At 49.8% G+C, this 19,062-nt stretch carries 17 protein-coding genes and 1 tRNA gene; 13 read left to right on the plus strand and 5 right to left on the minus strand.

The window, feature by feature from the left end; all coding sequences use genetic code 11:
* Window positions 1-278 precede the first annotated feature (278 nt).
* The 3 genes from PLA01S_RS27695 to PLA01S_RS27705 all read right to left on the minus strand — a co-directional run bounded on the left by PLA01S_RS27695 (window position 279) and on the right by PLA01S_RS27705 (window position 2,848).
* A complete protein-coding gene (locus PLA01S_RS27695; protein ID WP_127595082.1) occupies window positions 279-554 on the minus strand; it encodes a hypothetical protein in 276 nt (91 codons plus the stop codon).
* Between the two features lie 184 nt (window positions 555-738).
* A complete protein-coding gene (locus tag PLA01S_RS27700; protein ID WP_127595084.1) occupies window positions 739-1,467 on the minus strand; it encodes an amino acid ABC transporter ATP-binding protein in 729 nt (242 codons plus the stop codon).
* Window positions 1,460-2,848 carry an amino acid ABC transporter substrate-binding protein/permease gene (locus tag PLA01S_RS27705; protein WP_246059885.1) on the minus strand — a complete coding sequence of 463 codons (1,389 nt, stop codon included), beginning with the start codon at window positions 2,846-2,848 and terminating at the stop codon, window positions 1,460-1,462. Before PLA01S_RS27705 ends, PLA01S_RS27700 begins: the two co-directional genes overlap by 8 nt.
* Window positions 2,849-3,172: 324 nt before the next feature.
* Here PLA01S_RS27705 and PLA01S_RS27710 point away from each other — a divergent pair, with 324 nt between their 5' ends.
* The 7 genes from PLA01S_RS27710 to PLA01S_RS27740 all read left to right on the plus strand — a co-directional run bounded on the left by PLA01S_RS27710 (window position 3,173) and on the right by PLA01S_RS27740 (window position 9,770).
* Window positions 3,173-3,934 carry an SIMPL domain-containing protein gene (locus PLA01S_RS27710; protein ID WP_127595088.1) on the plus strand — a complete coding sequence of 254 codons (762 nt, stop codon included), beginning with the start codon at window positions 3,173-3,175 and terminating at the stop codon, window positions 3,932-3,934.
* Between the two features lie 403 nt (window positions 3,935-4,337).
* The gene (locus tag PLA01S_RS27715) at window positions 4,338-5,309 is read left to right on the plus strand and encodes an ABC transporter ATP-binding protein (protein WP_127595090.1); all 972 of its coding nucleotides are present in this window, start codon (window positions 4,338-4,340) and stop codon (window positions 5,307-5,309) included.
* Window positions 5,306-6,154, plus strand: coding sequence for an ABC transporter permease (locus tag PLA01S_RS27720; RefSeq protein WP_127595092.1), 849 nt, complete (start codon window positions 5,306-5,308; stop codon window positions 6,152-6,154). The genes PLA01S_RS27715 and PLA01S_RS27720 overlap by 4 nt, the downstream gene beginning before the upstream one ends.
* Window positions 6,155-6,961 carry an ABC transporter permease gene (locus PLA01S_RS27725; RefSeq protein WP_127595094.1) on the plus strand — a complete coding sequence of 269 codons (807 nt, stop codon included), beginning with the start codon at window positions 6,155-6,157 and terminating at the stop codon, window positions 6,959-6,961.
* A 60-nt stretch (window positions 6,962-7,021) separates the two neighbouring features.
* Complete coding sequence (locus tag PLA01S_RS27730; protein ID WP_127595096.1) at window positions 7,022-8,074, plus strand: ABC transporter substrate-binding protein; 1,053 nt, start codon at window positions 7,022-7,024, stop codon at window positions 8,072-8,074.
* A gap of 237 nt (window positions 8,075-8,311) precedes the next feature.
* The gene (locus tag PLA01S_RS27735) at window positions 8,312-8,554 is read left to right on the plus strand and encodes a hypothetical protein (protein ID WP_246059887.1); all 243 of its coding nucleotides are present in this window, start codon (window positions 8,312-8,314) and stop codon (window positions 8,552-8,554) included.
* 142 nt (window positions 8,555-8,696) lie between these two features.
* Window positions 8,697-9,770: a PdaC/SigV domain-containing protein gene (locus PLA01S_RS27740; RefSeq protein WP_127595100.1), complete on the plus strand. Its 1,074-nt coding sequence runs from the start codon at window positions 8,697-8,699 to the stop codon at window positions 9,768-9,770.
* A gap of 773 nt (window positions 9,771-10,543) precedes the next feature.
* Here the strand turns inward: PLA01S_RS27740 and clpP are convergent.
* The gene (clpP, locus tag PLA01S_RS27745) at window positions 10,544-11,140 is read right to left on the minus strand and encodes an ATP-dependent Clp endopeptidase proteolytic subunit ClpP (RefSeq protein WP_009593635.1); all 597 of its coding nucleotides are present in this window, start codon (window positions 11,138-11,140) and stop codon (window positions 10,544-10,546) included.
* Window positions 11,141-11,300: 160 nt separating this feature from the next.
* Window positions 11,301-11,375: transfer RNA gene (locus PLA01S_RS27750), tRNA-Arg, on the minus strand.
* Window positions 11,376-11,747: 372 nt separating this feature from the next.
* Here PLA01S_RS27750 and PLA01S_RS27755 point away from each other — a divergent pair.
* The 6 genes from PLA01S_RS27755 (at window position 11,748) to eno (ending at window position 18,985) form a co-directional block, all read left to right on the plus strand.
* A complete protein-coding gene (locus PLA01S_RS27755; protein ID WP_127595103.1) occupies window positions 11,748-12,791 on the plus strand; it encodes a sugar-binding transcriptional regulator in 1,044 nt (347 codons plus the stop codon).
* A gap of 99 nt (window positions 12,792-12,890) precedes the next feature.
* Window positions 12,891-13,895 (plus strand): type I glyceraldehyde-3-phosphate dehydrogenase, encoded by a 1,005-nt coding sequence (gene gap, locus PLA01S_RS27760; RefSeq protein WP_127595105.1) that lies wholly within the window; start codon window positions 12,891-12,893, stop codon window positions 13,893-13,895.
* Between the two features lie 194 nt (window positions 13,896-14,089).
* Window positions 14,090-15,271, plus strand: a complete 1,182-nt coding sequence (locus tag PLA01S_RS27765; RefSeq protein WP_127595107.1) for a phosphoglycerate kinase — start codon at window positions 14,090-14,092, stop codon at window positions 15,269-15,271.
* A 77-nt stretch (window positions 15,272-15,348) separates the two neighbouring features.
* Window positions 15,349-16,101 carry a triose-phosphate isomerase gene (tpiA, locus tag PLA01S_RS27770; RefSeq protein WP_127595109.1) on the plus strand — a complete coding sequence of 251 codons (753 nt, stop codon included), beginning with the start codon at window positions 15,349-15,351 and terminating at the stop codon, window positions 16,099-16,101.
* A complete protein-coding gene (gene gpmI / locus PLA01S_RS27775) occupies window positions 16,102-17,646 on the plus strand; it encodes a 2,3-bisphosphoglycerate-independent phosphoglycerate mutase (RefSeq protein ID WP_127595111.1) in 1,545 nt (514 codons plus the stop codon). It abuts the gene before it with no gap.
* Between the two features lie 49 nt (window positions 17,647-17,695).
* A complete protein-coding gene (eno, locus tag PLA01S_RS27780) occupies window positions 17,696-18,985 on the plus strand; it encodes a phosphopyruvate hydratase (RefSeq protein ID WP_071219501.1) in 1,290 nt (429 codons plus the stop codon).
* Window positions 18,986-19,062: the final 77 nt, after the last annotated feature.

The following is a 19,062-nucleotide window of genomic DNA, read 5'->3' on the forward strand; positions in this document are numbered from 1 at the left end:
AATCTCTATTTTCCCTCAAATAAGGTCCTCTCGGTCCGTTAGCTACTCTAAAGAATGGTGCAGCTATCGCAAGACCATCACAGGTCGGCCTTAGATTCAATGTAGATGCCATTCGGTCCGTTAGCTACTCTAAAGGATGGCGCAGCTATCGCAAGACCATCGCAGGTCGGCCTTAGATTCAATGTAGATGCCATTCGGCCCGTCAGCTACTCTAAAGAATGGTGCAGCTATCAACAAGACCATCGCAGGTCGGCTCTAAATTCAATGCAGATGCCATTCTATAGCCATACGATAACGTGCACACGCCATTCCATAGCCGTGCGATACATGTTATGCCACTCCATAGCGTGCCATAACATGTACATGCCATTGTTAGCCGTACAATAACCGGTTAGTTTCACCCCAACAGGCTGGCCGAATAATAGGGTCACTGCATGAATATGGTCGACAGCCATGTCAAGCACGCCCCGAGGCCACGCTCTGTGCGCAAGATTTCTGCAGCCATGCCAAGCACGCCCGAGGCCACGCACCGTGCACACGGTTTCTGCAGCCAACTAAGCACGCTCCTAGGCCACGCACCGTCCGCCAGGGAACAGTCCGCACAAGGAGCAACCCGCAAGGTGCGTGCTGCCATCCAAGCACACCCCGAGGGCCACGCACCGTACGCACAGGGAGTTGTGCGTACGGTTGATGCAGCCGCACGGCAGCGGCTTGTTAAAGATAGGTTAGCTGCATGGTTTACAGCACCTTCTCCAAAAAGCTGATCGTACGCTCATGCTTCGGTCTGCCGAATACTTCCTCCGGCGGGCCTTCCTCTACGATATACCCGCCATCCATGAAGATCACCCGGTCCGCAACCTCGCGGGCAAAACCCATCTCGTGCGTGACGATGATCATCGTCATGCCTTCGCGTGCCAGATCCTTCATGACGCCGAGCACTTCGCCGACCATCTCCGGGTCCAGCGCGGAAGTCGGTTCGTCAAACAGCATGATGTCCGGATTCATCGCCAGCGCCCGGGCGATCGCCACACGCTGCTTCTGACCGCCTGAGAGCTGGCTTGGGAAGGCCTCCGCCTTATCGGAGAGGCCTACTTGTTCCAGTAGTTTTAGCCCCGTGGCACGCGCCTCGGACGCGTTCTGCTTGCCCAGCTCGACCGGGGCAAATGTAATGTTCTTCAGCACGTTGAAGTGAGGGAACAGATTAAAGTGCTGGAACACCATCCCGATATTCTCCCGTGCCTTGTTAATGTCTGTTTTAGGGTCATTGATATCCTTGTCATGCACGAACACCCTGCCTGCCGTAATGTCCTCCAGTCGATTGATGCAGCGCAGGAAGGTGCTTTTGCCGGAGCCCGAAGGTCCGATGACACAAACAACCTCGCCTTCCTGGACCTGCATGTTGATGCCCTTCAGCACCTCGTTCGTGCCAAAGTTCTTCTTCAGTCCTTCTACGCGAATTTTATCCATGACGCACCTTCCCTTCCAGACGGCCCGAAATTTTGGTCAGAATCGTGATCACGACCAGATACATGATGGCCACCACGAGCCAGATATCAAACGAAGCGAATGTTCTTGCGATGATGATTTTCCCGGATTGGGTCAGTTCGACCAGACCGATTACCGACAGGATCGACGTATCCTTGAGTGTGATCACGAGCTGGTTAATAAAGGTCGGGATCATGACTTTGATCGCTTGGGGAATGATGATTTTCATCATGGCTTTGCGGTATGGCAGACCGAGCGAGCGGGCAGCCTCCAGCTGTCCAGGGTCAATGGATTGGATGCCGCCCCGGATAATCTCCGTTACATAAGCGCCGGCATTCAGGCTAAGTGTCAGCACCGCTGCCACGATCGGCGACATCGTGAATCCGAGCGCCTGCGGAATACCGAAGTAAATGAAGAAGGCAAGGACCAGCAGCGGTATGCCGCGGAAAATATCCACGAATACGGTGGCGATGCCTCGGAGCCATTTATTGCGTCCGACCTTCATAAAACCGAATATTAACCCTAAGAAAAACGCAAAGAACAGCGATACAATGGTCAGCAGCAGCGTATTGCCAAGGCCCTTCAGCAATGAGGGCAGCGACTCCACGACCAGCTCCCAGCGGCTTTGACTCGCCGCGCCTACGGCATTTTCGCCAATGTATTTTGCCTTAATACGTTCATACTCTCCGCTTGCCTTCAGGTTGATCAAGCCGGCATTGAATTTCTCCAGAAGCTCCTGGTTCCGTCCCTTGCCGACGGCAAATCCGTAGGAGGCGCCGGGCTCCATTTCCGTGACGATCTTCAGCCCGTTGTTCTGTTCGACTCCATAAGCCAATACGGGGAAGTCGTCAAAACAGGCAACGGAATTGCCTGTCCTGACATCGTCATACATCTGGGCCGAATCGTCAAAAGGCACGATGGTGAATCCGTACTTGGAGGATATGGATTCAGCAAAGCTGTAGCCCTCCGTACCGGTTTTGACGGCGACTTTTTTTCCTTTTAAATCCTCATACCCTTTGATGGACTCCTGATCCTTGCGAATGGCCATGACCACACCTGAGTCAAAATAAGGATCGGAGAAGTCGAATTTTTGCTTCCGCTCATCCGTGATGCTCATGCCGGCAATGACTCCGTCCACCTGGTTGGCTTCCAGCGCTTGAACTGCCGCATTGAAGCCGAGCGGCTTGATCTCATATTTGAAGTTCTGATCTTTTGCGATCGCGTCCAGCAGATCCATGTCAATACCGACAAATTTGCCGCTTGCATCCTGGAATTCAAACGGGGCAAACGTAATGTCCGTTCCGATCTGGTAGGTTTTACCGGAGGCTGGCTCTGCCGCGGCGCTTGCCGCCCCGTATGGCATGCCCGCTGCCATGAGTAGCAGCAGTGACATGAACGCGTATAACATCCGGAATGATTTCATAGTGACCTCCTCTTTTTAAACACCGATGTAAGTTAGTTACCCATTAAGGCTTCCTTATTAAACAGTTACCGCTTCTTCATTGGGTATCTTATTTTGCTAATCAACCAATCATGCCTAGATATACCAATTAACAGGGGCGTATTAAAATAAGTCGAAGAAAAATTTTAAGACGCTCCGTTCGGATGCAACATTTACCAATGCCCTCACGTTAGAAGGGTAAGGCAAGCATGGCAGCGATGCCAATATTGAAGGAGGCTGACAATAATGAAAAGATGGGTCAAACAAGTAGGTTCCATCATGATTGCAGGTGCACTGTTGACTGGAAGTACGGCTTTAGTAGGATTGAGCGGGGCAACCGAGGTGCATGCGGCGGAGGCGGCACAGCAAAACCTTCTTACCGTACTCGGTAAAGGCGAGATCTCGGTGAAGCCAGATATCGTTTATCTTTCCATCGGGGCTGAATCATATGCGGAAACCGCAAAATCCGCACAGAAGAGCAATGCACAGAAAATGGATAAAATTACGAAGCTGTTGAAAGAAACATGGAAGATTGATGACAAGGATATCAAAACCGAACAGTTCTATGTCCAACCTAACTATACGTATTCCGATGATAATGGACGTAAAGTGAAAAATTACAGCGCCTATCATTCCCTGGAAGTCACCCTTCGCGACTTGAGCAAAGTCGGCGATCTGCTTGATGCAGCGTCCGATGCCGGCGCCAATTCCATTGGCAACGCCCGTTTCTCGGTTAAGAACCGTGATGCTTTCGAAGCTCAAGTGATAGATAAAGCCATGGCGAACGCGGATCTGAAAGCCCAAGCTATGGCAAAGGCCTCTAAGCGTCAGCTGGGTATCGTGCTTAACATTGTGGAAGGTTCTGTTGGTGTAGATAACATCTATGGCCTCGAAAAAATGGCGATGGAAGCACAGTCCACTGCAGCGGACGCAGGTGCCAACACATCCGTGAAGCCGGGCGAGATCAAAATCTCGACGCAGCTGTACGTGCAATATGAGCTGAAATAGTAGCTGTTTTCTTCTAAGAATACTGAAAACCGTTCATCCGGGTCTTTCCGGGTGAACGGTTTTTTGTGCATCCCTTTTCGGAAAATGAAATACCATAATCCGGTCCCATATCCGTGCCTTCCCCTGTCGAAATACGCAGAAAAGTGTTGTGTATAGGGGGAAAACGAGGTATAGTGAATATGCGAAAAACTGAACTTTATGTTAAACGTTAAAGCCATACCCATGGATATGGCTTTTTTTTCTTAGTAGAGACTTCTAGACGCTTCCACCCTTAAGAAACGGATTCTGCCAACCTGAGCACGATAGGCAGTATGACCGTTTCTTCTTAGTGGGGAACGTTTTTGTGCATACTGGTTAGCAGGAATGTACACATGGAATAGGTCACATTTTGAAGAAGGGGTTGATGCATGTGATTGAACTTGTCCAGATCGAGAAGCATTTTCAGGGACAAGCGGTCGTGCATCCGCTGTCGCTCTCCATTAAAGAAGGGGAATTCCTGACTTTGCTGGGCCCCAGCGGCTGCGGCAAAACGACGATTCTCCGAATGATAGCAGGATTCGAACAGCCGACCAAAGGACAGGTCTGGCTGGCGGGTCAGAATGTGACGGAAATGCCTCCGAACAAGCGGGACTTGAATCTGGTATTCCAACACTATGCTCTGTTTCCGCATATGACCGTAGAAGACAATATCGCTTTTGGGTTGAAAATGAAAAAAATGCCGCGTCAGCTTATCAAGGAGCGGGTGGACGAGGCCGTTGCCATGACACAGCTGACTCCCCTGCGGGAACGATTCCCGCACCAACTGTCCGGCGGACAGCAGCAGCGCGTGGCCATCGCCCGCGCCATCGCCAACAAACCGAAGGTACTGCTGCTGGATGAACCGCTCGGCGCGCTGGATTTGCAGCTGCGGAAGAACCTGAAGTCCGAGCTCAAGCATTTGCAGCGGACGCTCGGGATTACGTTTGTATATGTAACCCACGACCAAGAGGAAGCCATGATGCTCTCCGACCGGATCGTCATCATGAACCACGGACGGGTAGAGCAAATCGGCACGCCGCGCGAGATCTATGCGAAACCGCAAACGCTGTTTGCCGCCACGTTTGTTGGGGAGAATAACGTCTTCTCCTCGCCAGAGGGTCTTTTTGCCGTAAGGCCGGAGAAACTTATTCCGCAGCGGGAATCGGGTGCCAGGAAGAGCGGCGTGATCGAGGATGTGCAGTACCTCGGCAGTGTTCATAAGCTGCTGGTCCAATTGGATGATGAACCGATGAAGGTCACGATTGCCCTGGATATCTCGGATGACCATCCTTGGGAGGTTGGTGAACGGGTCGGGGTGAACTGGAACACCAAAGATGAGGTGATCATCGGGCCATGAGGAAATCAAGGTTCCTGTTGACTCCGGTGCTGCTGTGGTTATCCCTGTTCCTGATGGTTCCGATGCTGATTGTGGTCGGCATCTCCCTGCTCTCGCGGGATTCGCTGGGGAATATCGTTTTTTCCTTTAGTCTCGAAGGCTATAAAACCTTTTTTGACCCTTTATATTTGGGGATTTACGGGGATACCCTGGTATTGTCGCTGCTGACAACGGTGATTTGCTTGTTAGTCAGCTATCCTTTGGCCTATTATATAGCCAACGCTTCCCCGCGTATCCAAACCTGGGGATTAATTCTGATCACGGTCCCGTTCTGGATTAACTTTCTGATCCGGACCTATGCTTGGGTTCTCCTGCTCCGGACGCAAGGCGTGGTGAACAGTCTGCTGCTGTGGATGGGATGGATCGACGAGCCGATTCAGATGCTGTATACGTATGGCGCCGTACTTCTCGGCATGGTCTATAACTTCATCCCCTTCATGGTGCTGCCGATTTACGTGGCTCTGGAGCAGATGGACAAGCGTCTGCTGGATGCGGCCAGCGATCTGGGCGCTTCCAGGTGGAAGGCATTCCGGCACATTACCTTCCCGCAAAGTAAATCCGGCATCATGACGGGAGCGGTTCTGGTGTATGTCTCGACTTCCGGGATGTTTGTAGTTACGGATATTTTGGGAGGCGCGAAGTCCTCCATGATCAGTAATATTATTCAGCAGCAGTTCCTGGGTGCGCGCAACTGGCCCTTTGGAGCGGCGTTGTCGGTGATCTTTGTGATTACGTCCCTCGTGCTAATCCTGCTCTTTAACCGGGCGATGCAAGCCCGCCATCAACGCGTAGGGGAGGGGAGATAAGTGAAGAAGAAGAATCACCCGCTGCTCGGGATTCACTCTTTCCTTATGATGGCTTTCATCTATGTACCGATCATCATGATCATCATCTATTCCTTTAACAACACGCGGCTTAGCGGCAACTGGGAAGGATTTACGTTGGATTGGTATGTGTCGCTGTTCGAGAACCGGCACGTGATGGAAGCGCTGATGAACAGTTTGACGGTGGCGGTCATATCGACGATCGTTTCCACCCTGCTCGGAACCGCAGCGGCGCTCTCGCTTCGGAGTATGGGGCGCAGAGGCCGCAGCGGCATGAATGGGCTGCTGTATCTGCCGGTCATTATCCCGGATATTATTATGGGGCTGTCGCTGCTGGTTTTGTTCAGTCAACTCAATATGCCGCTCGGTAAAACGACCGTGATTATAGCTCATATCACCTTCAGTATGTCTTATGTATATGTTGTAGTTACGGCCAGATTGTCTGGAATGGGCAAACAGCTCGGTGAAGCGGCGCAGGATTTGGGAGCTACGCCTTGGCAGACGTTCCGGCACGTCACGCTGCCGCAGATTGCACCGGGCATTATCTCCGGCGCCTTGATTGCTTTTACGCTGTCATTGGATGACTTTATGGTCAGCTTTTTTGTCGCCGGCCCAAGCTCAACGACGCTGCCGATCTATATTTACGCTCAGGTGAAGCGCGGCATCTCGCCAGAGATTAACGCGCTGTGTACGCTGCTCATTCTGGTCAGCATCACGCTGATTCTGTTAGCGCAATATATTCTTAACCGCGGCAGCGGGGAAAAGAAACATAAAACATTACCGATTTAAGCGATAGAAACGCTTTTTTTCGAAATAAAACATGGAACTGGAAAGAGAGGAGATATTGAATTGAAAAAATCAAGATGGACCCGCCTGCTGACGGCAGGCATGGTTGCGGTATTGTCTGTAGGACTGCTGGCCGGCTGCGGCTCGGATAAGGAGACGCTTCACATTTACAGCTGGGCGGATAACTTTGATCCCGAGGTGCTGAAGGACTTCGAAGAGAAATTCGACGTGAAGGTAACCTACGACAATTACGCAAACAATGAAGACCTGCTGGCTAAAATCAAGGCTGGCGGCAGTGGATATGACCTCATTCAGCCGTCCGATTATATGGTGAAAACGATGATTGAATCGGAGCTGCTTGAGCCGCTTGATATGAATAATATCCCGAACTTCGTCAATCTTACGGATACTTTCAAAGATCCTTCTTATGACCCGGGCAATAAATATTCGATTGTCTACACGTCCGGTGTAACGGGAATTGCATATAACAAGAAGTATGTTAAGGACGAGATCAACAGCTGGGAAGACCTCTGGAACCCGGAATACAAGGGGAAAGTCCTGCTTCTGGACGACAACCGCGAAATGATCGGCATGGCGCTGAAGAAGCAGGGGAAATCAAACAGCAGTACGGATGAAGCGGAAATCACCGCAGCTACGGATGACCTGAAGACCTTGCTGCCCAATGTGCTCGCGTTTGATACGGATAACATCAAGCAGAAGATGATCCAAGAAGAAGGCTGGATTGCTACGGTCTGGTCCGGAGATGCGGCCTTCATTGCAGCGGAGAATCCGGATGTGGCGTATGTCGTGCCAGAAGAAGGGGCTACCATCTTCTCTGATAACTACGCGATTCCTAAGGGTGCCAAGAATAAAGAGCTGGCCGAGAAATTCATCAACTTCATGATGGAGCCTGAGGTCAGCGCCAAAAACTATGAATTCATCGGATACAGCAATCCGAACACCAAGGCGATGGAATTCCATAGCGAGGCATACCGCACCAATACGATGATCAACCTGACAGATGAAGAGCTGGGCCGTACCGAGTGGCTCGATAATGTCGGTGACTCGCTCTCAATCTATGATCGTCTATGGACCGAACTGAAGAGCGGTCGTTAATTATAGCTTACATTTTGATATTTTTGTAATAAAAAAGTCTGTCCCATTGGGGGCAGGCTCTTTTTTTGTTTGCGAATAATAGGTCCTAAGACCCGGAATAGGAAAAATTGGCCGATTTATACGAATTGAACCACAACTTTGGGGCCCGTCTCGTTGTTATATATAAGGGAGGACGCTAACGACTTCCATCAGGTTTCTATTCGTTTAATCAGAAAAGGAGAAAGCAGCTTGAGCGATGTGATGAGCATGTTTTTGATTGCATTGATTGTTGCGGGGGTTGCAGCCGTTTTATTTCTGAACATCTTCAGGAAAAGCGCGCTGCATCTGCTGTTATTGAGTATTCACAGTGCGCTTGTGGGCATCGGTTTATTTCTGCTTGCCTATGTTGTCGAGGGCAGTGAAATGCTATTATTGATGGGTGCGTGCGCTCTCTTGTTCGGTGTGTTTCTAAGCGTAACGGCGTCCGTACGGAAAGAATAATGAGAACGTATAGGTCCTACGGCCTGGAATCAAAATTGTCATTGGCTTTGTTACCAATACATTCAAAGCTTTCCTTATAATGATTAAGGGTAATAGATTAACAACTAACGGAAACTTAATTTAACAAAGGTGGAATTCTGATATGAATCCTAAATTTCGTGTATGTGCATCATTAATTGCAACTAGCGTCCTGCTTGGCAGTCTGGGTTTGAGCGGACAGGTCATCGATGCAAGCGCCGCTAAGGCAACCGTTTCCGCCAGCCAAAAATCCTCAAAGAATGAAGTCGTACTGAAATGGAATGGCAAGACCCTGTCACAGAAAGGTCTCGTGCTGCACGGAGTAACTTATGTGCCGGCAACCGCTTTGCGGGACGGCCTGGGGATGCCTCTTAAATATGATGCAAAAAACCGTACGTATACACTGGGTAACGGTTATAACAAACTGAGCGCTATCGTATATGATTCAACTGAAATCGGTATTCTGGTGAATGGTTCGTATGCCGGCGAGCCTGGGGGACAGATCATCAATGGTCGTCTGTATGTGCCATTCAAAACGATCAGCGAATACATGGGTGTTCAGGGGCAATGGAATCCTTCCTTGAAAACACTCAGCATGACGCAGAAGAAGCAGAATGACATCACCATTAAATCTGTAGCGCTGAAGAAGAAGATTCAGGGCGTGGATGCCGTTGTGAACTATCCTGTAATCAGTGGACTTGATAATGCGGAGGCCCAAGCCGAGATCAACAAAGTGCTGAAAGAAAATGCGTCCGGCGTAATCACCAGTGCCGAAGGGAATGCTGAGGAATTCCCGCCGTCGGAATCCAGTTTCCCTTACGAATTCAGCGGTGACTTCGTGGTCCATTACAACCAGAACGATATCCTGAGCATTACGGCATACGATTATTCCTACACTGGTGGCGCTCACGGCATGACCTTCCGTAAAAGCTTCACGTTCTCCTTGAAGGACGGCAAGCAGATGAAGCTGGGCGATTTCATCAACATGCAGGGCAAGAACAAGCAGAAGCTGAACAACCTTGTGCTGAGCAAGATGAAGAAAGAAGGAGGCTACCTCGGCGGATTTGAGGGCGTGCCTGCCGATGCTGATTTTTATGTGAAGGATAATGCTGCGGTGCTGTACTTCCAGCTTTATGAGTACACGGCGTATGCCTATGGATTTCCGGAGTTTGAGCTGAAGCTGAAAGAGTGGAAGTAAGAGTATACGGTAAGTAGTTATTTATAAGCCGCAATCATTTTTTAAATGCTATAGCTTTGTCTTGATACAATATGTTGTCCTGATGTAACACTGTGCTGGAACTAGTTGCGAGTATCCCTTGATCATGGAATGTGGAGAGTGTATTCTCCTTTCCTGCGATCAAGGGATTGTTTGTGTTTATCGAGAGGATTGCCTCCGATTACGAATATGTGATCCTTAGGAATTGCTATTTAGGCATACTCTGATTAACATAGTCCTCTCGATGATAACTTGTATAGCTTGTACACGCTTGTACACCATGCGCACTGCTCCCTGTGCGCACGGTGCTTGGTTAGTGGCAAGCAAAGCCGTGCGGTAAAAGGCCACACATTCGCCCTATGCGATATTGGATGTCACCCCGTTTATGAAAGCAGTGAGTGAGGGTAGCGCATCATTAGGCCTTACGCAATCCGATTGCCCGTGCAAAGGAATCCTGCACAGGCTTGCTCTTTATTCCCTTCCCAATAGTTAAGGCAGGCCTTTTAGGAGGGCAGTGCCATTACCGTCTTTAAGTTTTATTGAAATAGTCGTACCGCAGTGAGAGTGTCCTCAGAGGAGCAACGCGTTCGCCTTTGAAATCGGGAAACCTCCTTATCTGTTCATTCATGTTTCCCGATTTCAACAGCGACCGGAGGGGATACTCTCACTATTTAGTACTCGAAGTTTTCAATGATTCTAGAGGATAAAAAAGGGCAGGCACCGGATAACGGCGCCTGCCTTTACTTCATTTCTTTTTATAGTCCTTGCGGTGGTGTATTTTCCAGTACTTGATCGATCAGGCCATACTCTTTGGCTTCGTCAGCCGTCATGAAGTAGTCACGATCGGTATCCTTCTCAATGCGCTCCAGCGGTTGGCCGGTGCGTTCGGACAGGATGCGGTTCAGTTTGTCGCGCATTTTGAGAATGCGGCGAGCACGGATCTCAATATCCGTGGCTTGACCTTGTGCGCCGCCGAGCGGCTGGTGAATCATAATTTCGCTGTTAGGCAGACCGTAACGTTTGCCTTTAGCGCCTGCGTTGAGCAGGAATGCGCCCATGGAAGCAGCCATGCCGACACAGATCGTCGAAACGTCCGGCTTGATGAACTGCATCGTATCGAATATCGCCATACCTGCGGTAATGGAACCGCCAGGACTGTTGATGTAAAGATGAATATCCTTCTCAGGATCCTCAGCCGACAAGAACAGCATTTGAGCAATGATGGAATTGGCGACCACGTCATTTACGTCGGAGCCGAGGAAGATAATGCGGTCTTTCAGCAATCTGGAATAGATGTCGTATGCCCGCTCACCGCGGTTGCTTTGTTCAACGACCATAGGTATAAAACTCACGTGGAAAACCTCCTCTTAAGTACCTCATATAAATACTGTTACCGTATTACCCACATGATAAACAATTTAAATCAAAAAGTCAAAGATAGTCAAACTATTGGGTAAAAAAAAGAGCCGTCATGGGCACTTTAGGGTAATCAGTATAGAGAATAAGATAAAATGGCGCGCCCGCGAGGAATCGAACCTCGATCTCAGGCTCCGGAGGCCTACGTCATATCCATTGGACCACGGGCGCATAAGAAAAACGTCTATCGACGTGCATTCAAAGAAGACAGACCGCGTTTAGCGGTAGTTTTTCTTGCGATATCAGGAAGCTGGCTCCGCGAAGTTTATACTTTCTGATATCTTAAAAAATTAGCAACGAAGTTGATTATACCGCATCTTTTTTAAAAATACAATAGCGGGCAAAACTTTGTTCCTATTTATATAGACAAGCCTGTAGTTGGTCATAATGTATAAGAATGCCTGGGGCAGAGAAATATACTTTCGGATACTTGCAACCAGCATGATTATTGGTTAGAATAAGGGTGGGACTTAAAAAGTTTGACTGGGACATTTTACGACCAGGTAGAGGAGAGCCGAGACGAAGTTTGCAGGAGTGGAATGCATGCGTAACCTATTAGAAATACAAGAGCAGCTTCTGCCGGATCTGATGGACACTCTTAAACGAAGGTATTCCATCCTTCATCAGATCAAGTTGTCCGGAATTGTTGGCCGAAGAACATTGGCTTCATCACTCTCGATGACCGAGCGTGTCCTCAGAGCAGAAACAGATCTTCTGAAAGCGCAAGGGCTGATCGAGATTGAAACGCTTGGCATGCGGATCAGCAGTTCAGGGATATGCTTGCTGGAGGAACTGGAACCGGTTATGAATGAGTTATTCGGACTGGTTGAACTGGAAGAGAAGATCCGTCAGGCTTACGGGCTTCGTAAAGTGGTCATTATTCCCGGTAACAGTGAGTCATCTCCGGAAGTCAAACGCGAGCTTGGCCGTGCCGGAGCAAGAACGCTGCTAAGCTTTGTGCAGGATGGAGATACGATTGCCGTAACAGGCGGCTCCACGCTCGCCGAAGTAGCAGAGCAGATGTCCTCTTTGCCTGGTGGCGAACCGCTGACAAGCACTTGGTTTGTGCCTGCCCGGGGCGGTCTCGGGGAGAGTGTCGAGATTCAAGCGAACACCATTGCCTCTAAGATGGCTAAGCGCGTTGGAGCTGAGTACCGATTGCTTCATGTACCGGATCTGCTAAGCGAGGATGCCTACCAGTCTTTGGTGCAGGATCAGCATATCCAGGAGATTGTGGATGTGATCAGGCGCTGCCGAGTCATTATTCACGGCATCGGAGATGCCATGGAAATGGCAAGAAGGCGCAAGCTGGATGAAGACTCGATTCAGAACTTGCAGGCCGATGGCGCGATTGCGGAATCCTTCGGCTACTACTTCAGTGAAGATGGCGAAGTTGTCCACAAAATGCTTACCCTCGGGCTGCGGCTTGAGGATATTATGCGGACAGAGACGATCATCGGCATTGCTGGGGGGCAAGGTAAGGGCAAGGCGATTCACGCGGTGCTGAAATTCGGACATGAGGATATTCTCGTTACCGATGAAGCCGCGGCACTGGAAGTCGAGAAGGAGATTGACGCCGGTATTTGAATCCAAGGGCGTACAACTGATTTTTCATTATTGTTGTCTTGATTGGCTTAACAGCCAATCTTGAATATATAAATTTTACAAATATGGAGGGAACTACTCATGGTTAAAGTAGGTATTAACGGTTTTGGACGTATTGGACGTAACGTGTTCCGCGCTGCGCTGAACAACAGCGAAGTTGAAATCGTGGCAATCAACGATTTGACGGATGTAAAAACGCTGGCACACCTTTTGAAATATGACACAACTCACGGCAGACTTAATGCAACGGTTGAAGCTAAAGAAGGCGCACTCGTTGTAAACGGCCGTGAAGTGAAAGTATTCGCTGAGCGTAACCCAGAAGCATTGCCTTGGGCTGAGTACGGCGTAGAAATCGTTGTAGAATCCACTGGTATTTTCACAGCGAAAGACAAAGCCTCCGCTCACTTGAAAGGCGGCGCTAAGAAAGTTATCATCTCTGCTCCAGCTACTGACGAAGATATCACCATCGTTATGGGCGTTAACGAAGACAAATACGATGCTGCTAGCCACACCATCATCTCCAATGCTTCTTGTACGACGAACTGCTTGGCTCCTTTTGCAAAAGTTCTTGACGAGAATTTTGGTATCGTTAAAGGTCTGATGACTACCATTCACTCCTACACGAATGACCAGCAAGTGCTTGATCTGCCGCACAAAGATCTGCGTCGTGCTCGTGCAGCTGCTGAAAACATCATTCCTTCCACAACAGGTGCTGCAAAAGCAGTGAGCCTCGTTCTGCCGCAATTGAAAGGCAAATTGAACGGTAACTCTATGCGTGTACCTACGAAGAACGTTTCTGTAACAGACCTCGTAGTAGAACTGTCCAAAAACGTAACCCTTGAAGATGTAAACGGAGCGCTGAAAGCTGCTGCTGAAGGCCCGCTGAAAGGCATCTTGAACTACTCTGATGAGCCGCTTGTATCCAGCGACTACAATGGTGACCCAGCTTCTTCCACGATCGATTCGCTCTCCACTATGGTAGTTGGCGACAACATGGTGAAAGTTGTTTCTTGGTATGACAACGAGTGGGGCTACTCCAACCGTGTCGTTGACCTCGCTGCTTACATCGCAAGCAAAGGTCTGTAATTGATCTAGCCATACAATCGAAGAGGAGTTCCGTTTCACGGGTCTCCTCTTTGGTTCATGGTTTTTCCTTGTTTTCATGCCAGAGCACTGGGAAGAATAGACAAGATCCGGGCGCTGGTTAGCGATAGAGAGAGAAACGAGAGCAACTGCATGCTGTCGGTGAGGAGAATAGTTTTCTTAGGAGGAACGTGGAGATGAACAAGAAAAGTGTACGTGATGTAGAAGTAAGCGGAAAACGGGTGTTTGTCCGCGTCGATTTCAATGTACCGCTCGAAGATGGTAAAATTACAGACGACACTCGTATTCGCGAGACTTTGCCGACCATTAACTATCTGGTAGAGCAAGGAGCGAAAGTCATCCTGGCCAGCCACATGGGCCGTCCAAAAGGTGAGGTCGTTGAATCTTTGCGCCTGACTCCGGCAAGTCAGCGTCTGTCCGAGCTGCTCGGCAAACCGGTAGCCAAAGCGGATGAAGCCGTAGGAGAAGCGGTTAAAGCGCAGGTAGAGAAGCTGCAAAACGGCGATGTGCTCGTGCTTGAAAATGTTCGTTTTTACGCTGGTGAAGAGAAGAATGATCCGGAACTTGCGAAGCAATTCGCCGAACTGGCCGATCTGTTCGTGAATGACGCGTTTGGTGCTGCTCACCGTGCGCATGCTTCGACAGAAGGTATCGCTCATCATCTTCCGGCTGTATCGGGATTGTTGATGGAGAAAGAGCTGTCCGTTCTCGGCAAAGCCCTTTCGAATCCGGACCGTCCTTTTACCGCCATCATCGGTGGATCGAAGGTTAAGGACAAAATCGACGTGATCGACAACCTGCTTACGCTTGCTGACAATGTCATCATCGGCGGTGGACTTGCTTACACGTTCTTCAAAGCTCAAGGCCATGAAATCGGTCAATCTCTGCTTGATAAAGAGAAGCTTGATGTTGCACTCGGTTTTATCGAGAAAGCTAAAGAGCTGGGCAAAAACTTCTACCTGCCGGAAGATATCGTCGTTACGGACGAGTTCAGTGCAGACGCGAATACCAAGATCGTTGATATCGACGGCATCCCAGCCGATTGGGAAGGCGTTGACATCGGTCCTAAGACTCGCGCCAAGTATGCAGAAGTGATCAAGAACTCCAAACTTGTCGTGTGGAACGGTCCTATGGGCGTATTTGAAATCGCTCCGTTCAGCAACGGTACTCGTGAAGTGGCACAAGCTTGTGCGGATACGGAAGCTTACACGATTATCGGCGGCGGCGACTCGGCTGCAGCAGCGGAGAAATTCGGCCTTGCCGACAAGATGAATCACATCTCGACAGGCGGCGGTGCATCTCTTGAGTTCATGGAAGGCAAAGCACTTCCTGGTGTTGTGGCACTGAACGATAAATAGAAATAGGCACTACAATTGGATAGCAAGTGGATGAAGTTTGGACCCCGATTCTTCGGGGGAATAAAGGAGTGAATCGTGTGAGAACACCTATCATAGCTGGTAACTGGAAAATGTTCAAAACCGTTCCGGAAGCAACTTCATTTATTGAAGATGTGAAAGGCAAAGCGGAAGTAGAAGGCGTGGAAAGCGTGATTTGCGCGCCATTTACCAACCTTCCTGCATTGGTTGAAGCGGTCAAGGGCACGAACATCAAAATCGGTGCACAAAATCTTCATTTTGAAGATAATGGCGCCTTTACGGGTGAAATCAGCGGTTTGATGCTGAAGGATCTGGGCGTGGACTATGTCATTATTGGACATTCCGAGCGCCGTCAGTATTTTGCCGAAACCGATGAGATCGTGAACAAGAAGGTACATGCGGCATTCCGTCATAGTCTTCTTCCGATCGTATGCGTCGGCGAAAAGCTGGAAGAACGCGAAGCCGGCCAAACCAAAGACGTGTGCAAAGTACAAACGGAAGCTGCGTTCGCAGGTGTTCCGGCTGATCAAGCGATTCATGTTGTTATTGCTTATGAGCCAATCTGGGCGATCGGAACGGGCAAGTCCTCTACGGCAGAGGATGCGAACGAAGTCATCGCTTATATTCGTGAACTCGTTAAAGGTCTGTACGGCGAAACCGTTGCAGAGCAAGTTCGCATTCAATACGGCGGTAGCGTGAAGCCTGAAAATGTAGCGGAGTATATGGGACAAAGCGACATCGACGGCGCGCTCGTTGGTGGTGCAAGTCTACAACCGGTTTCCTACATCGCACTCGTTGAGGGGGCGAAGTAAATGTCTGCTCCAAAACCCGTAGCTCTGATCATCATGGACGGTTTCGGGCTTCGCAACACCGAGGTGGGCAATGCGGTCGCTCAAGCGAACAAGCCTAACTACGACCGGTATTTGAAGCAATACCCGAACACCACGTTGACCGCTTGCGGTGAAGCCGTAGGCTTGCCGGAAGGTCAAATGGGGAACTCCGAAGTGGGTCACTTGAACATCGGCGCAGGCCGGATTGTGTATCAGGACTTGACCCGTATCACGAAGTCGATTCGTGAAGGAGAGTTCTTCGAGAACGAAACGTTGGTGGAAGCCGTTCGCGCTGCCAAGAACAACAACAAGAAGCTGCATTTGTACGGACTGGTATCCGACGGCGGCGTTCACAGTCATATTGAGCATATGTTCGCCATGCTGGATCTTTGTAAAAAGGAAGATTTCCATGACGTATACATCCATGGCTTCATGGATGGACGCGACGTGGCACCGGACAGCGGCAAGCAGTTCGTTAAGGATCTGATTGCGAAGATTGAAGAAGTGGGCGTTGGCCAAATCGCTACGCTTTCCGGTCGTTATTATGCGATGGACCGCGACAAGCGTTGGGATCGTGTCGAGAAGGCTTACCGTGCCATGGTGTATGGCGAAGGACCTAAATATACGGATCCGCTGAAAGCCATCACTGAATCTTACGAGAAATCGGTTTACGATGAATTCGTAGAACCGACCGTGATTGTGAATGGTGAAGGCGAGCCGGTTAGTCTGGTGGAGAGCGGAGATTCCGTCATCTTCCTGAACTACCGTCCTGACCGTGCGATTCAGCTGTCCCAGGTGTTTACGAATAATGATTTCCGTGGCTTTGAACGTGGACCGAAGTTCCCGCAAAACTTGCATTTTGTCTGCTTGACGCTGTTCAGTGAGACGGTGGAAGGCTTCGTCGCCTACAAACCGAAGAATCTGGACAACACGCTGGGCGAAGTGCTGGTTCAGCACAACAAGAAGCAGCTTCGTATTGCGGAAACCGAAAAGTATCCACACGTCACGTTCTTCTTCAGCGGTGGACGCGATGTTGAGCTTCCAGGCGAAACACGCGTACTGATCAACTCGCCGAAAGTAGCGACGTACGATCTGAAGCCGGAGATGAGCGCCTATGAAGTGGCGGATGCTTGCGTGAGAGAAATCGAAGCGGATAAGCATGACGCGATCATCTTGAACTTCGCAAACCCGGACATGGTAGGCCATTCCGGTATGCTGGAGCCGACGATTAAAGCCGTTGAGACTACGGATGAGTGTGTCGGCAAGGTCGTTGAGGCTGTTTTGGCAAAAGGCGGGGTTGTTCTGATCACCGCTGACCACGGAAATGCGGACATGGTATTTGACGAGAATGGACGTCCGTTCACCGCACATACCACGAACCCGGTTCCGTTCATCGTAACGGATGAGAATGTAACGCTGCGTGAAGGTGGTATTCTTGCCGACATCGCGCCAACCATTCTCGACCTGATGGGTCTGCCGAAGCCGGACGAAATGACCGGAACTTCGATGATTGCAGCACGTAAATAAGTGGTTCATAATGGAACATAAACATAACATATCAAAGGAGACTATACACATGACTATTATTTCTGATGTATATGCACGCGAAGTCCTTGACTCCCGCGGCAATCCAACCGTAGAGGTTGAAGTATACCTGGAATCCGGTGCAATCGGTCGCGCGATCGTTCCATCCGGTGCTTCCACTGGCGTTCACGAAGCCGTTGAGCTTCGCGACGACGACAAATCCCGTTACCTGGGCAAAGGCGTTCTGAAAGCTGTTGAGAACGTGAATGAAATCATCGCTCCTGAAGTGATCGGCATGGACGCTCTGGACCAGCTCGGCATCGACAAGCTGATGATCGCTTTGGACGGTACGCCGAACAAAGGCAAATTGGGTGCGAACGCAATCCTGGCCGTATCCATGGCTGTAGCTCGCGCTGCTGCTGATGCATTGGATCTTCCACTGTATGTTTACCTTGGCGGATTCAACGCCAAACAACTTCCAGTACCTATGATGAACATCGTGAACGGTGGCGCCCACGCGGACAACAACGTTGACGTTCAAGAGTTCATGGTATTGCCTGTTGGCGCACCTAGCTTCAAAGAAGCACTTCGCATGGGCGCTGAAATCTTCCACAACCTGAAATCCGTTCTGAAAGGCAAAGGCCTGAACACAGCGGTTGGTGATGAGGGTGGTTTCGCTCCTAACTTCACGTCCAACGAAGATGCCTTGTCTTCCATCATTGAAGCAATCGAAAAAGCCGGCTACAAGCCAGGTGAAGATGTATTGCTGGGTATGGACGTAGCTTCAACTGAGTTCTTCAAAGATGGCAAGTATGTTCTGGAAGGCGAAGGCAAATCCTTCACACCAGCAGAATTCGTGGACTTGCTCGCTTCTTGGGTAGACAAATACCCTATCGTAACCATCGAAGACGGATGCTCCGAGGACGATTGGGAAGGTTGGAAATTGCTCACCGAGAAATTGGGTAACAAAATTCAACTCGTGGGTGACGACCTGTTTGTTACCAACACCGAGCGTCTGGAAAAAGGTATCAACGAAGGCATCGGTAACTCCATCCTGATCAAAGTAAACCAAATCGGTACATTGACGGAAACATTCGATGCGATCGAAATGGCGAAACGCGCAGGATACACGGCTGTGATCTCCCACCGTTCCGGTGAGTCCGAGGACAGCACGATCGCTGATATCGCAGTAGCTACGAACGCGGGTCAGATCAAAACGGGTGCTCCTTCCCGTACCGACCGTGTGGCGAAATACAACCAATTGCTTCGCATCGAAGACCAATTGGGCGAGCTTGCTCAATACAACGGCTTGAAGTCGTTCTACAACTTGAAGCGCAAGTAATTGAAATAAGAGAAAGCCCAGCTCCTGCTTTTAAAGGGAGCTGGGCTTTTTTGCATTCATTTGTGGATGTCTGGGGG

This window comes from Paenibacillus lautus NBRC 15380 (assembly GCF_004000945.1).
GTDB lineage: Bacteria > Bacillota > Bacilli > Paenibacillales > Paenibacillaceae > Paenibacillus_AQ > Paenibacillus_AQ lautus.

Bases quoted from the DNA above. Each gene is read 5' to 3' on its own strand.
- PLA01S_RS27755 (WP_127595103.1), top strand. From the start codon at position 11,748: ATGCGTAACCTATTAGAAATACAAGAGCAGCTTCTGCCGGATCTGATG.
- PLA01S_RS27720 (WP_127595092.1), top strand. From the start codon at position 5,306: ATGAGGAAATCAAGGTTCCTGTTGACTCCGGTGCTGCTGTGGTTATCC.
- PLA01S_RS27710 (WP_127595088.1), top strand. From the start codon at position 3,173: ATGAAAAGATGGGTCAAACAAGTAGGTTCCATCATGATTGCAGGTGCA.
- PLA01S_RS27765 (WP_127595107.1), top strand. From the start codon at position 14,090: ATGAACAAGAAAAGTGTACGTGATGTAGAAGTAAGCGGAAAACGGGTG.
- PLA01S_RS27715 (WP_127595090.1), top strand. From the start codon at position 4,338: ATGCATGTGATTGAACTTGTCCAGATCGAGAAGCATTTTCAGGGACAA.
- eno (WP_071219501.1), top strand. From the start codon at position 17,696: ATGACTATTATTTCTGATGTATATGCACGCGAAGTCCTTGACTCCCGC.
- PLA01S_RS27700 (WP_127595084.1), bottom strand. From the start codon at position 1,467: ATGGATAAAATTCGCGTAGAAGGACTGAAGAAGAACTTTGGCACGAAC.
- PLA01S_RS27705 (WP_246059885.1), bottom strand. From the start codon at position 2,848: ATGCCATACGGGGCGGCAAGCGCCGCGGCAGAGCCAGCCTCCGGTAAA.
- gap (WP_127595105.1), top strand. From the start codon at position 12,891: ATGGTTAAAGTAGGTATTAACGGTTTTGGACGTATTGGACGTAACGTG.
- gpmI (WP_127595111.1), top strand. From the start codon at position 16,102: ATGTCTGCTCCAAAACCCGTAGCTCTGATCATCATGGACGGTTTCGGG.
- PLA01S_RS27740 (WP_127595100.1), top strand. From the start codon at position 8,697: ATGAATCCTAAATTTCGTGTATGTGCATCATTAATTGCAACTAGCGTC.